Raw genomic sequence first — 12,628 nt, forward strand, 5'->3', positions numbered from 1 at the left:
TCTGCGTGCCCGGAGCGGGCCTCTAAGGTGGGCCGATGACTGCGTTCGAGGTGTTCGCCGGGGCCGACGACTCCCCTGTCCTGCTGCATGTGCCGCACGGCGCATGGGAGATCCCCGCGGCGGTTCGGCGGGACATCGTCCTGGACGACGAGGCCCTCGCCGCGGAGGCGCGGCACATCACCGACGCACACACGGCGGAGATCGCCGAGGCGGCGGCCCGCACGGCCGTCACCACCCCGTGGCGGTTCGTGAACCGGCTCTCGCGTCTGGTGGTCGACCCCGAGCGCTTCCCCGACGAGCGCGAGGAGATGCGGGCCGTCGGCATGGGCGCGGTCTACACGAGGACCACGCACCGCGAGGACCTGCGGCCGGACGGCTTCGACCACGAACCGCTCCTGGAACGGTACTTCCGGCCGTACGCGGCGGCGATGACACAGGCGGTGGAGGAGCGGCTGGAGGCGGCGGGACGTGCGGTGGTCGTCGATGTCCACTCGTATCCGAGCCGGCCGCTCCCCTACGAGCTGCACGGGGACGGGCCGCGCCCGCCCGTGTGCCTGGGGGTGGACGCCTTCCACACACCGCCCGGGCTGCTCGCGGCGGCCGAGGAGGTCTTCGCCCGCTTCGGCGGCACGGCGGTGAACTCCCCGTTCGCGGGGACGTACGTCCCGCTGCGTTTCCACGGGCGCGAGGAACGCGTCCAGGCACTGATGATCGAGATCCGCCGCGACCTGTACATGAGCGAGCCGGGCGGGCCCGCGGGGGAAGGTCTGCGGGAACTGGGGGCGGCTCTGGCCGAGCTGGTCGAGCGCGTGGGTCAACTTCCCTGACGGTACGGCTTGGTGGCGACCACGGCGCGGGCCCTCGGTGAGCCGTCGGCGCGCCGGCCGAGGTCCGTGAGCTCGCGCAGCGAGACCTCGAAGCCCGTACGGGTCAGCTCGGCGCAGACCTCGGCGAGGCCGAAGCCCCGGTAGTACATGACGAAGGGCGGCCGCCACACGGCGTTGCGCACCTTCATCACCGCGTCGAAGCCGAGCAGCATCCAGTACGCGCGCGAGCGGATCGGCGGCGGCGCCCCGATCGGGAAGACGAAGCGGCCACCGGGGCCCAGGACGCGGTACGCCTCGGCGAACAGGGCGGGTCGTTCGCGCGGCAGGAAATGGCCGAACGCGCCGAAGCTGACGAGGAGATCGAAGGCGGACCCGGCGAACGGCAGGGCGAACGCGTCGCCGCGCACCAGGTCCACGGGGACGGTGGGATGGGCGGCTTCGGCGACTCCCTCGGCTTCGGCGAGTCCGTCGGCTCGGGCGGCAGCGGCGGCCTGGGCGAGCATCCCCGCGCTGAAGTCCACCCCCGTCACCCGCTGCCGGCACACCGCGCGCAGCACCTCGGTCCCCGCGCCCGTGCCGCAGCACAGGTCGAGGCCGCGGTCGAACGGGCCGAGCTGGCGCAGCTCGCGTTCGACGGCGTCCAGGACGGCGTCGGGGGTGCGGAAGGGCGTGTGGTCGAACTTGGGCGCCAGGAGGTCGTAGCCGTGCTCCACGGACGACAGGGCCTGGACGGCAAGTTCACGCAGGCTCGGGCCTTGGGGATCGAACATCACGCGCAAGGATAAGTCCGCCGACGCCGCGCGGAGTGCACCTGTCCGACGTCGGAAAAGGCTTACCCCCGAAGCGGCGGCCCGGGTAGGAAGGGACCATGACATCCCTTGGCGCTGTGTTCCGTCCCCAGTCCCCGCCCGAGCAGCTGCGTGCGGTGGCCCAGGCCGCCGAAGCCGCCGGCCTGGAGCAGCTCTGGCTCTGGGAGGACTGCTTCCTGGAGAGCGGCATCGCCTCCGCCGCGGCCGCGCTGGCCTGGACCGAGCGGCTGAAGGTCGGCATCGGGCTGCTGCCGGTGCCGCTGCGCAACGTGGCGCTCGCCTCGATGGAGGCGGCCACCCTGGACCGGCTCTTCCCCGGCCGCTTCCTTCTCGGCATGGGCCACGGGGTGCAGAGCTGGATGGGGCAGGTGGGGGCGCGCGCCGAGTCGCCGCTGACGCTGCTGCGCGAACACCTCGACGCGATGCGGGCGTTGCTGCGCGGCGAGCGGGTGACCTGCGAGGGCCGGTACGTACGCCTGGACGGCGTGGCGCTCGACTGGCCGCCCGCCGCACCCGTGCCGGTGTACGCCGGGGCGAAGGGTCCGCGCACGGTGCGGCTCAGCGGGGAGGCGGCGGACGGCACGGTGTTCGAGGCCTCCACCACGCCCGCGGATCTGCGCGCCGGGCTGCGCCTGATCGACGAGGGCCGGGCGGCGGCGGGCCGCGACGGCGACCACCACGTGGTGGTGTACATGGCCGCGGCCACCGGGCCGGGCGCCGAGGACCGGCTGCGGGCGGAAATCGCCGCGTTCGGGGAGGAGTTGCGGCCAGGGCTCGGCGCGGCGGGCGATGCGCAGACGATCGCGAAGGCCGTGGAGCTGCTCGCGGACGCGGGCGCCGACTCGGTGGTGCTCCAGCCGACGGCGGACGAGCCGGACCCGGTGGCGTTCGTACGGTTCGTCGCGGAGGAGGTACGGCCGCTCGTGGGCTGAGCGCCGGGGGGCGGCCTGTGCGACGCACGCCCGAGGGCGAGGCCCGGCCCGTGGGCTCAGGCCTCCTTCTCGTCCGCGTACTGCGACTCCGGCTGCGGCGGATGCTCCTCGCAGTCGGGCTCGGACCGCGGGCCCGGCTGGAGCGGCACCCGCACGTCGGGGTGCTGGAGCGGCACGGCGGCGTGCGGGGCGCGGGCCGCTTCCAGCTGGGCGCGCAGCGCCCGCAGCTCCACGTCCTGCAACTGCACCTGGATGTCGAGTGCCTGCATCCGGCGCCGCTGGGCCAGCAGGTAGCGCACCTTGGTGCGCAGCGACCACGGGTCCACCGGCTTCATCACCAGGTCCGCGACGCCCAACCGGTAGGCGACCCGGGCGAGTTCGCTGTCCCGGCCGAACCCGGTCAGGAGGATCACCGGAATGTGCTGAGTCTGCTCCACGCGCTGCATGTAGCGCACCACGTCGAGTCCGCTGACCTGCGGCATGACCACGTCGAGCAGGACGAGTCCGATGCCGCCGCGCAGCACCGCCTTCAGTGCGTCATTGCCGCTGGTGGCACGCTCCAACGGCTGGCCGAGCGGCGCCAGCGCGCTCTCCAGGGCGAACAGGTTGTCCTCGTGGTCGTCGACAAGAAGCACCCTCTCCTCACCACTCGCCATACCCCAGCCCCCTCGCTCACACGTCCAGGGTAGGGCCGACGGCGGCCGAGATGGCCCGGATGGGGAAAGGGCTTCACTCCGAGTGTCCGTGAGCTGACTCACCGACAGGAACCAGGCCCACAGGGCGCGTTCGTCCTCGCGCGGCACACGCACGGCCTGCGTACCGCCACGTCACCCGGGGGCGCGGGCACAGTGCCGGACATCCCGCGCATAAGCCACAGCTCTTCCCGGATCCATTGACCCCCCTCGTTCACCCACCTAATCTCCATCTCCATACACGAACGTCGTCTACATATGGGGATGCAGTCATGGAAGAGATCACGGCGCGGCCGGAGCACACCACCGGGCGGCTGCGCGACGGCATGGCGCGCGGGGTCCTCTCCTTCCCCCTCACCAGCTTCGACTCCGACGGCGCGCTCGACATCGCGGGCTACCGGGCCTATCTGGAGCGGCAGTTGGCGACCGCGCCCGGTGCGGTGTTCCCGGCGTGCGGCACCGGTGAGTTCCACGCGCTGGACGAGGACGAGTACCGCGCGGTCGTCGAAGCGACCGTGCAGCTCACCGCGGGCCGCATGCCCGTCGTCGCGGGGGTCGGTTACGGCTGGGCGCAGGCACTGCGGTTCGCCCGGATCGCCGAAGAGGCAGGGGCGGACGCCCTGTTGGTGCTGCCGCACTATCTGGTGGAGGCCCCCGAGTCCGGATTGGTCGAGCAGGTCCGCCGGATCGCCGCGGGCACCTCGTTGCCGCTCATCGCCTACCAGCGGGGCCAGGTCGCCTTCGGTGCGGAGGGCGTGCGGGCGCTCGCGCGGATCCCCGGCGTGATCGGGTTGAAGGACGGGCACAGCGACCTCGACCGGCTCCAGCGTCTGACGCTTGCCGCACCCGAGGGGTTCCTGTTCTTCAACGGGGCGCCCACCGCGGAGATCCAGGCCCGCGCATACGCGACCGTCGGCGTCCCCGCGTACTCCTCGGCGGTGCACGCCTTCGCCCCCGAGATCGCGAACGCCTTCTTCACGGCCCTGCGGACCGGGGACGAGGCGACCACGGCGCGGCTCCTGCGCGAGTTCTACATCCCGCTGGTCGAGCTGCGCGACACGGTCCCGGGCTACTCGGTGTCGCTGGTCAAGGCCGCCGCCCGGCTGCGCGGCCTGCCGGTCGGCCCGGTCCGCGCCCCGCTCACCGACCCGACTGCCGCGGATCTCGCCGTACTGCGCCAACTGCTCGACACAGGCCTGAAGTTGATTTCCTGAGCCCCGCCGACTCCTCCCTGTCAAGGAGCCGACCGCTCCCTCCCACAGAAACGGACGCCATGCCGAAGCAGCCGACCGTCACCGCCTTCGCCGTCTACCCGGTCGCCGGCCGGGACTCCATGGAGCTCAACCTGTCCGGTGCGCACGGACCGTACTTCACCCGGAACATCGTGTTGCTCACCGACTCCGAGGGCCGTACGGGCCTGGGCGAAGTGCCCGGCGGCGAGCGGATCACGCAGACGCTGCGCGAGGCCGAGCCGCTGGTCGTCGGCGCGCGGGTGGGCGACTACAAGCGGGTCCTGCGGTCGGTCGGCGAGCGGTTCGGCGACCGGGACGCGGGCGGCCGCGGCGCGCAGACCTTCGATCTGCGCACCACCGTGCACGCGGTCACGGCCGTGGAGTCGGCCCTGCTCGACCTGCTGGGGCAGCACCTGGACGTGCCGGTCGCGGCGCTGCTCGGCGACGGCCAGCAGCGTTCCTCCGTACGCGTCCTCGGCTACCTCTTCTACGTCGGCGACCCGGACCGCACGGACCTGGAGTACGTACGCGAACCGGAAGCGGAGCACGCGTGGTACCGCATCCGGCACGAGGAGGCCCTGACGCCCGACGCGATCGTGCGGCAGGCCGAGGCCGCGTACGAGCGGTACGGGTTCGAGGACTTCAAGCTCAAGGGTGGTGTCCTCGCCGGGGCCGAGGAGGTCGAGGCGGTGCGCGCGCTCAAGCGGCGCTTCCCCGACGCCAGGATCACCCTCGACCCCAACGGGGCCTGGTCGCTGCGCGAGGCGGTGGAGCTGTGCGCACCGCTTCGCGACGTGCTCGCGTACGCCGAGGATCCGTGCGGGGCCGAGGAGGGCTACTCGGGGCGCGAGATCCTGGCGGAGTTCCGGCGGGCCACCGGTCTGCCGACGGCCACCAACATGATCGCCACGGACTGGCGGCAGCTGACCCACGCCCTGGCCCTGCAGTCGGTGTCGATCCCGCTGGCCGACCCGCACTTCTGGACCATGCAGGGGTCGGTGCGCGTCGCCCAGCTCTGCCACGCGCTGGGCCTGACCTGGGGCTGCCATTCCAACAACCACTTCGACATCTCGCTCGCGATGGTGACGCACTGCGGGGCCGCGGCGCCCGGCGCGTACAACGCCCTCGACACGCACTGGATCTGGCAGGAGGGTCTGGAGCGCCTGACGGTCGAGCCCCCGCGGATCGTGGGCGGCAAGATCGCGGTGCCGGACGCGGCCGGCCTCGGTGTAGAGCTCGACATGGACCGGCTGCTCGCGGCCCACGAGCTGTACGAGGAGAAGGCGCTGGGGGCGCGGGACGACGCGGCCGGCATGCAATTCCTGGTCCCCGGCTGGGAGTTCGACCCGAAGCGGCCCTGTCTGGTGCGGTGAGCGGGCGGCCGTGCCCGGCGGCCTGTCCCAGCCCATTGACCACGCAAGCCCCCGGGCCCGGCTCGGTCAGCCCGTGACCACGCAAACCCCCGGCCCGGTCAGCCCTTGACGACCCGGGTCTCCACGCCGGGCAGCCCCTTGTCCCACCAGTGCCCGTACCGCCCGTACACCTGCGGATCGCGGTCGGCCAGCCAGCTCACCAGGCGTGCCGCCTCCTCCGTAAGGTCCCGCCACTCGCCGGCCGTGAGCCTGCGGAACGCGGTGAGTTCGAGCCCGCCGCCGACGGCCCGCCACACACCGGCGACCCGGCCGTCCACCAGGAGGCAGGGCAGCACATCGCCGTTGCGCCGCACGGCCGCCGGGCGGAACTCGGCGGGCATGAGCCGGCCCGGCAGCACATGGGCGAGCAGCGAGCTGTCCCACATGGGCAGCAGCCGAGGCGATACGGGGGTGTCCTCGTCGGGGACGGTGGCATCCGGCAGGTCGTACAGCATGCTCCGTCCCGTGCCGCCGACGCGGGCGAGCCGCTCGCCGAGATCCTCGACCGCCTGCTTGATCACCGCGCTGGTCAGCAGGGTGAAACGGGCGAAGTCCTGTGCGGTGGCGGGTCCGAAGGCCCGCAGATACGAGAGCAGCAGCCGCTGCACGCCCTCCCGCGCGCTCACCTCGGGGGCCGCGGGCGCGGCACGGAAGGTGTTGCGGTGACCGAAGGACCAGGGTCCGCCCACCGGTACGTGGTGCAGCGGCGCGTACGTGCGCAGGGCCCACCACGCGCGCTCGGTGCCGGCGCCGCGCCGGGCGAGCACCTCGGCCTCCACCTCCGCGGAGGTGCGGGCCTGTTGCAGATACGGCGTGAGCTCGGCGAGCAGGGTGTCGGCGTCCTCCGCGGTGAGCCCGGTGTCCGTGAAGCGGCGGTCGTAGAGGCGCGAGGCCCGCAGACTGCTCACCATCGCCGCATGGAAGGCCGGGTAGTCCTCGGCGTGGACGGCGTGCAGGGTGATCCGCATCAGGCCGGCCTTCACGATCCGGCCGTCCGCGAAGGCCGCGTCGAGCTGCTCGGCGGCGAAGTTCTCGATGCGGTTCCACAGCGCGAGATACGGGGAGGCCGGGGTCTGCGCCTGCAGCGCGCAGACCTGCCGGACCGCGTCCGGCACGCTCAAGGGCCGCCGCTGCAACAGCATTTGGCGGTCCAGGGTGGCGAGGGCGAGGCGGCGCGCGCTGAGGGTCATCCGGGCAGTATGCACGGCGGGTACGACAGCGGCCCGCGGCTGAGGTGGCGCGGCGTCCGCAGCGCTCTTCGCACACCTCGGAACCGCAGGTCTCACCCCACCGACCACGACTCCCGCCCGTTCAGATACGCCACGTCCGCGCCGGTCGTCCTGCGGTACGCGGCGTCGATCCCGGCGAGTTCGGCCTCGGTGAGCACGTCCTCGATCCGTTCGAACCCTTGCGGGGCCCGCCGGGCCACCGTGGCGAGGATCCGGTCGGCGGGCATGTCGCGGTGGGCGAGCACGAGGGCGTTGGTGACCGGCAGCCGTTCCGCCTCGTACGCCCGCAGCGCCTCCTCGGGCCCGCCGGCCGTCGCCAGGTGGCGGGCGAGGCAGCGGGCGTCGAGCACGGCCTGGGACGCACCGTTCGAGCCGATCGGGTACATGGGGTGCGCGGCGTCGCCGAGCAGGGTGACGCGGCCGCGGCCCCACCGGGGCAGCGGATCGCGGTCGACCATGGGGTATTCGAGGATGCGGCCCGTGGACCTGATGAGGTCCGGTACGTCGAGCCAGCCGAGGTCCCAGTCGGCGAAGTGCGCGAGCACGTCCGCGCGTTTCCCGGTGCGGTCCCAGTCGGCGGCGGCCCTGCCGCTGCCGCTGCCGCTGCCGCTGCCGCCGAGCCGTACCTCGGCCACCCAGTTGACGAGCGCCCGCCCGCGGATCTCGGCGGACCGCGACACCGGGTACGCCACGAACTTCGCGGTCTCGTTGCTGCCGGCGACCGCGAGGGTGCGGCCGCCCAGGAACGGCTCGGTCTTGGCGAGCCCGCGCCACATCCGGATCCCGTTCCACAACGGGCGCCCCTCGCCGGGGTGTAGCCGGGCGCGGACGGTGGAGTGCAGTCCGTCGGCGCCCACCAGGACGTCCGCGGTGAGGGCGCGGCCGCTCGCGAAGTCCACCCGTACCCGGGTGCCCTCGTCGTGGAATCCGGTGACCGCAGCGGCCGTGTGCACCTCGCCGATCCGAGCGAGCACCGCGTCCAGGAGGATCCGCTGGAGGTCGCCGCGGTGCAGGGAGTACTGCGGCCACAGATAGCCGAGGTCGCGGCCGCGCGGCTCGCCCCAGATGCGGCTGCCGTGGCGGTCGAAGTGGACCATCTCGGCGGTGGGGATGCCGGTCTCGGCCAGTACGGTGCCCAGGCCGAGCTCGGTCAGCTCCCGTACGGCGTGCGGCAGCAGGTTGATGCCCACGCCCACCGGCCGCAGGGAGCGCGCCGCGTCGACGACGGTCACGCCGAGTCCCGCGGCGTGCAGGGACAGGGCGGTGGTGAGGCCGCCGATGCCGGCGCCCGCGACGAGGACGTGGGTCATGGGCGGCGCACCGCCCTGCCCACCTCGGCCCGCAGCGCCACGAAAGCGGGGTGCTCGCGGGTGGCGATCTGGTCGCGGGGTGCGGGCAGGTCCACGCGGAGTTCGGTGTGGACGGTGCCGGGGGCGCCGGTGAGGACCACCACGCGGTCCCCCACGTAGACACTCTCGTCGATGTCGTGCGTGACAAGCAGGATCGTCATGCCGCCCTCGCCTCCTCTGACGGTGAGCAGCAGATCCTCCAGGTCCTCGCGGGTCTGGGCGTCCACGGAGCCGAACGGTTCGTCCATGAGGAGCAGGCTCGGCCGGTACGCCAACGCCCGGGCGATGGCGGCCCGTTGCTGCATCCCGCCGGACAGCTGCCACGGATACTTGCGCACCGCGTCCGCGAGCCCCACCGCGGCGAGCGCCTCCTCGGCCGCGGCCCTGCGCTCGCGCCGTCCGAGGCCGCGGCGCCGCAGCACGAGCGCCACGTTGTCCCGGACCGTGAGCCAGGGAAAGAGGGAGCGCGTGTAGTCCTGGAAGACCACGGCCAGGCCGTCCGGCACGCGGTCGACCGTGTTCCCGTCGAGGGTCACGGTCCCTTCGGTCGGGCGCAGCAGTCCGGCGACGCAGCGCAGCAGGGTCGACTTGCCGCAGCCCGAGGGGCCGACGAGGCAGACGAGTTCGCCGCGTTCGACTCCGAGGTCGATACCCGTGAGGGCGCGGTGGCCGTCGGCGTAGCGGTGGCCGAGCCCTTTGATCTCCAGCACGTGCGGTCAGTCCTGCCTTTCGCGGTGGTGGCCGATGAGCCGGCGCTCGACGAGCAGGAACACTCCGTTGAGCAGATAGCCGATGAGACCCAACAGGGCTATTCCTGCCCATAGTTCGGTGGGCAGGAAGCCCCGTTCGGCGTCGTTGAGGTGGGCGCCGATGCCGCCGCCCGCGCCCATGAGTTCGGCGATCACCATGAGGATCAGGGCGAAGCCGAGCGCCACCCGCAGTCCGGCCGCGGTCCTGGGCGCGGCGGCGGGCAGGACCACGCGCAGGATCCGCGTCGCCCTGCCGAACCCGAAGGCGCGTGCGGTGTCGAGATACAGCGGCTCCACTCCCCGTACCCCTTCGACCGTGTTGAGCAGTACGGGCCACACGGCCCCGAAGACGATGGTGGCCACCTGCATCTCGGTGCCGAGCCCGAAGACGACGAGGAAGAACGGGATCAGAGTCGGCGGCGGAATGGCGCGGCCCAACTGCAGGACGGGATCGAGCAGTTCGAACAGAACCCTGCTCAGACCGATGGCCACGCCCGCCGCGATCCCGACGGCGGCGGCGATCGCCCAGCCGGCGAGGAGGTGCGTGAGGCTGGGGCCGAAGTCGTCCAGAGCCTTGTCGGAGAGGAACAGCCGGGAGGCGGGCCCCGACCACCACAACTCCCGTGCGGTGGAGGCGATCTCGGTGGGCGGCGGAAAGTACAGGTCACCGGCGGCCCGCGCTGCCGCCTCCCAAAGGGCGAGGAGCAGGACGGCCAGCCAGATCCGCCCCACGAACCCACGCACCGCACGCGCCCTCCCCGCCAGACCCACCTTGCCCGCCTCGCTCGCCACACCTTCCTTCCCCGCCACACCCTCCTTGCCCGTCACCGCACGGCCCGCCAGCGGAATATCCGCCGCTCGGCCGCGACCAGCAGGCCGTTCGCCAGGAGCCCGAGGACACCGGCCCACAGCGCGCCGGCGAGCATCAGGTCGGGCCGCCCGCCGCCCGACTGCGTGGCGAGCAGATAGATGCCGAGCCCGCTCTCGCCCCCAGCCCGCAGCTCCGCGCTCACGGCGACGACCAGGCCCACGGCGAGCGCGATCCTGACCCCGGTCAGGACGAGCGGCGCGGCCGACGGCAGCGACACCCGGAGGAGCACGCCGAGGGGCCCGAAGCCGAAGCTCCGCAGGGTCTCCTTGGCGACCGGCTCCACCTCGCGCAGCCCGTACAGCGTGTTGAGCAGGATCGGCCACAGGCAGGCGTAGCAGACCAACGACCGCTCCACGCGCCCCGGTTCGACGAACACGAGGATCGCGAGCGGGATCAGCGCGACCGACGGAATGGGGCGGAGCAGCTCGACCACGATCAGGGCGGCCCGGTCGAGCACCGGCACCGAGCCGAGCAGCAGGCCCGCGGGCACGGCGAGGACGACGGCGAGCAGCACCCCGCTCAGCCACGCCGCCACGGTCGCGCCAAGATGCCCGCCGAACTCCCCGTCCGCCGCCATCTCGACGGCGCCGGAGAGGATCTCGGTGGCCGGCGGCACGGAGGCCGCGTCCACGACTCCGGTACGGGACGCGGCCTCCATGACGCCGAGCACGAGCAGCACTCCGGCGCCGCCCAGCAGGACGCGCCGGGCCCGGTCAGCCACCACGGATGAGCAGCCCCGGCACGTCGACCTCGCCCTTCACGTAACCGAACTCGGTCATCAGGTCGGCGACCCTGCGCAGCCGTTCCTCGCTGACCTCGGTCGGATACGTGCCGAGGGAGATCTCCTTCGCGACCGGCGCGGTGATCTTCGTGTACGAGGGAAGGGTCTGCTCGACGAGCGACCTGTCCTCGGCCATGGCCTGCGCTGCGGCGAGGGCACGCTGGAACGCAGCGACCGTCTTGGGATGCTTCTCGGCGAACTCGGCGGTGGTCCCGTATCCGGCGATCGGGAAGTCCTTCGTCGGCTCGGCCCCGAGGTCGCGGAGGACCCGGCCGGTGCCCGACGCGGTGATCTGCGTGACGAACGGCTCGACGGCCTGCACCGCGTCCACACTGCCGGACTTCAGGGCGGTCCCCATGTTGGGCATGTCCACCTCGGCGAAGGCCTTGTCGTCGTCGAGCGCGACCCCGGCCTCCTTGGCGGCGGCCTTCACGAGCAGCGCGCTGATGTTGCGTTTGGTGTTGACGCCGATCCGTTTGCCCTTCAGATCGGCCAGCGACTTGATGGGCGAATCCTGCTTCACGAGGAGCGCGTGCGTCCCGGGAGCGGACTGGAAGGCGTCGGCGACGATCCGGACGTCGATGGCCTTGTTCGTGTCGGCCAGCATGAACGACACGTAATTCCCGAAGGAGACATCGAGGGCGCCGGCCTTGAGCCGGCTGATGGACTCGGCGCCGCCGCTCAGCGTCTGCGTCCGCACGGTCAGCCCTTCCTTCGCGAACAGCCCCTTGGACCGGGCGAGTTCGAACGGCGCGGTGTCGGCGACGGGCATGGTCCCGACGGTCAGCGTGCGCTTCTCGAGCCCCTTGCCGCCCTTCGCACCCTCCCCGTCACCCCCGCCCTCTCCCCCACAGGCGGTGGCCAGCAGCGCGGCCCCGACAACCACCGCGAGACCCCGTAATCGCAGTAATCGCAGAAATCGCAGAAATCGGAGTAATTGGAGTAATCGGAGTAATCGCAGACGCATGACTGCTCCCCCTCATCGCCGCAACGGCGCCACGCACCGGTCATGTGCATGCCCGCGGGGAGGGTAGCGCGCGAGAACACGCGTGCCCAGACGGCCTCGCGCCCAACTGCCGTACGTGACACCCCTGTCGCCCCGGGGTCGACCAGACACCCACCCTTCGACATACGCTCCGGTGATGCTGATCGAACACCGCGGCCGCCGGCCCGTCGTCCACGAGACCGCCTACGTAGCCCCCTCCGCCGTAGTCTGCGGCGCCGTCACCCTCGGCGAGGGGGCGCGCGTCCTGCACGGTGCGGTCCTCACCGCGGAGGACGGCGAAGTGCGGGTCGGCGTGAACACCGTCGTCATGGAACACGCCCTGATCCGGGGCCGCGCCGACCACCCCGCCGTCATCGGCGACTCGGTCCTCGTCGGCCCGCACGCCCACATCAACGGCGCGACGTTGGAGGACGAGGTCTTCGCCGCCACCGGCGTCTCGGTCTTCCCTGGCGCGGTCGCGGGCACCCGCTCGGAACTGCGCATCAACAGCGTCCTGCACGCCAACTCGACCCTGCCCCCGGACACGGTCGTCCCCATCGCCTGGATCGCCGCCGGCACCCCGGCCCAGCTCTTCTCCCCAGACCGCCACGAGGAACTCCAGCCGGTCCAGATGCCCCTGGACTTCCCCCGCACGCTCTACGGCGTCCCGCGCGGCACGTCATTGCGGACGATCATGTCGGGGCAGTCGGAGTATTACGGGGCGCATCTGGCTGACCGGGTCATCGAGGAAGGTTGAACT

At 72.4% G+C, this 12,628-nt stretch carries 13 protein-coding genes; 5 read left to right on the top strand and 8 right to left on the bottom strand.

The genetic code is table 11. From position 1 onward, the window contains the following. Window positions 1-35: 35 nt before the first annotated feature. The gene (locus BLT97_RS03625; RefSeq protein ID WP_093607149.1) at window positions 36-827 is read left to right on the top strand and encodes an N-formylglutamate amidohydrolase; all 792 of its coding nucleotides are present in this window, start codon (window positions 36-38) and stop codon (window positions 825-827) included. Here BLT97_RS03625 and BLT97_RS03630 read toward each other — a convergent pair. Beyond that, the gene (locus BLT97_RS03630; RefSeq protein ID WP_093607150.1) at window positions 815-1,597 is read right to left on the bottom strand and encodes a class I SAM-dependent methyltransferase; all 783 of its coding nucleotides are present in this window, start codon (window positions 1,595-1,597) and stop codon (window positions 815-817) included. The genes BLT97_RS03625 and BLT97_RS03630 overlap by 13 nt on opposite strands. A 98-nt stretch (window positions 1,598-1,695) precedes the next feature. Here BLT97_RS03630 and BLT97_RS03635 point away from each other — a divergent pair, with 98 nt between their 5' ends. Further along, on the top strand, window positions 1,696-2,568 hold the full coding sequence (locus BLT97_RS03635; protein ID WP_093607151.1) for an LLM class flavin-dependent oxidoreductase: 873 nt from the start codon (window positions 1,696-1,698) through the stop codon (window positions 2,566-2,568). Between the two features lie 56 nt (window positions 2,569-2,624). On the opposite strand, the gene BLT97_RS03640 is transcribed toward BLT97_RS03635, so the two are convergent. Then, window positions 2,625-3,224: a response regulator gene (locus tag BLT97_RS03640; RefSeq protein ID WP_093607152.1), complete on the bottom strand. Its 600-nt coding sequence runs from the start codon at window positions 3,222-3,224 to the stop codon at window positions 2,625-2,627. Window positions 3,225-3,532: 308 nt separating this feature from the next. Here BLT97_RS03640 and BLT97_RS03645 point away from each other — a divergent pair, with 308 nt between their 5' ends. After that, the gene (locus tag BLT97_RS03645) at window positions 3,533-4,474 is read left to right on the top strand and encodes a 5-dehydro-4-deoxyglucarate dehydratase (protein WP_176953628.1); all 942 of its coding nucleotides are present in this window, start codon (window positions 3,533-3,535) and stop codon (window positions 4,472-4,474) included. A 59-nt stretch (window positions 4,475-4,533) separates the two neighbouring features. After that, a complete protein-coding gene (locus BLT97_RS03650; protein WP_093607153.1) occupies window positions 4,534-5,865 on the top strand; it encodes an enolase C-terminal domain-like protein in 1,332 nt (443 codons plus the stop codon). Window positions 5,866-5,963: 98 nt separating this feature from the next. Here the strand turns inward: BLT97_RS03650 and BLT97_RS03655 are convergent, their stop codons facing one another. The 6 genes from BLT97_RS03655 to BLT97_RS03680 all read right to left on the bottom strand — a co-directional run bounded on the left by BLT97_RS03655 (window position 5,964) and on the right by BLT97_RS03680 (window position 11,769). Then, window positions 5,964-7,094, bottom strand: a complete 1,131-nt coding sequence (locus tag BLT97_RS03655) for a winged helix DNA-binding domain-containing protein (RefSeq protein WP_093607154.1) — start codon at window positions 7,092-7,094, stop codon at window positions 5,964-5,966. Between the two features lie 92 nt (window positions 7,095-7,186). Next, a complete protein-coding gene (locus tag BLT97_RS03660) occupies window positions 7,187-8,443 on the bottom strand; it encodes a flavin-dependent oxidoreductase (protein WP_093607155.1) in 1,257 nt (418 codons plus the stop codon). Then, window positions 8,440-9,192, bottom strand: coding sequence for an ABC transporter ATP-binding protein (locus BLT97_RS03665; protein WP_093607156.1), 753 nt, complete (start codon window positions 9,190-9,192; stop codon window positions 8,440-8,442). The genes BLT97_RS03660 and BLT97_RS03665 overlap by 4 nt, the downstream gene beginning before the upstream one ends. A gap of 6 nt (window positions 9,193-9,198) precedes the next feature. Beyond that, on the bottom strand, window positions 9,199-10,041 hold the full coding sequence (locus BLT97_RS03670) for an ABC transporter permease (protein ID WP_245769112.1): 843 nt from the start codon (window positions 10,039-10,041) through the stop codon (window positions 9,199-9,201). Window positions 10,042-10,055: 14 nt separating this feature from the next. After that, entirely contained in the window at window positions 10,056-10,823 is a 768-nt protein-coding gene (locus BLT97_RS03675) for an ABC transporter permease (RefSeq protein ID WP_245769113.1), read from the bottom strand. Further along, on the bottom strand, window positions 10,816-11,769 hold the full coding sequence (locus tag BLT97_RS03680; RefSeq protein WP_176953629.1) for an ABC transporter substrate-binding protein: 954 nt from the start codon (window positions 11,767-11,769) through the stop codon (window positions 10,816-10,818). Before BLT97_RS03680 ends, BLT97_RS03675 begins: the two co-directional genes overlap by 8 nt. 256 nt (window positions 11,770-12,025) lie before the next feature. On the opposite strand from BLT97_RS03680, the gene BLT97_RS03685 reads away from it, so the two are divergent. Then, window positions 12,026-12,625 carry a gamma carbonic anhydrase family protein gene (locus BLT97_RS03685; protein ID WP_093607158.1) on the top strand — a complete coding sequence of 200 codons (600 nt, stop codon included), beginning with the start codon at window positions 12,026-12,028 and terminating at the stop codon, window positions 12,623-12,625. The last annotated feature ends 3 nt before the right edge of the window (window positions 12,626-12,628 follow it).

The sequence above is a fragment of the Streptomyces indicus genome, from assembly GCF_900100315.1.
GTDB classification, from domain to species: domain Bacteria; phylum Actinomycetota; class Actinomycetes; order Streptomycetales; family Streptomycetaceae; genus Streptomyces; species Streptomyces indicus.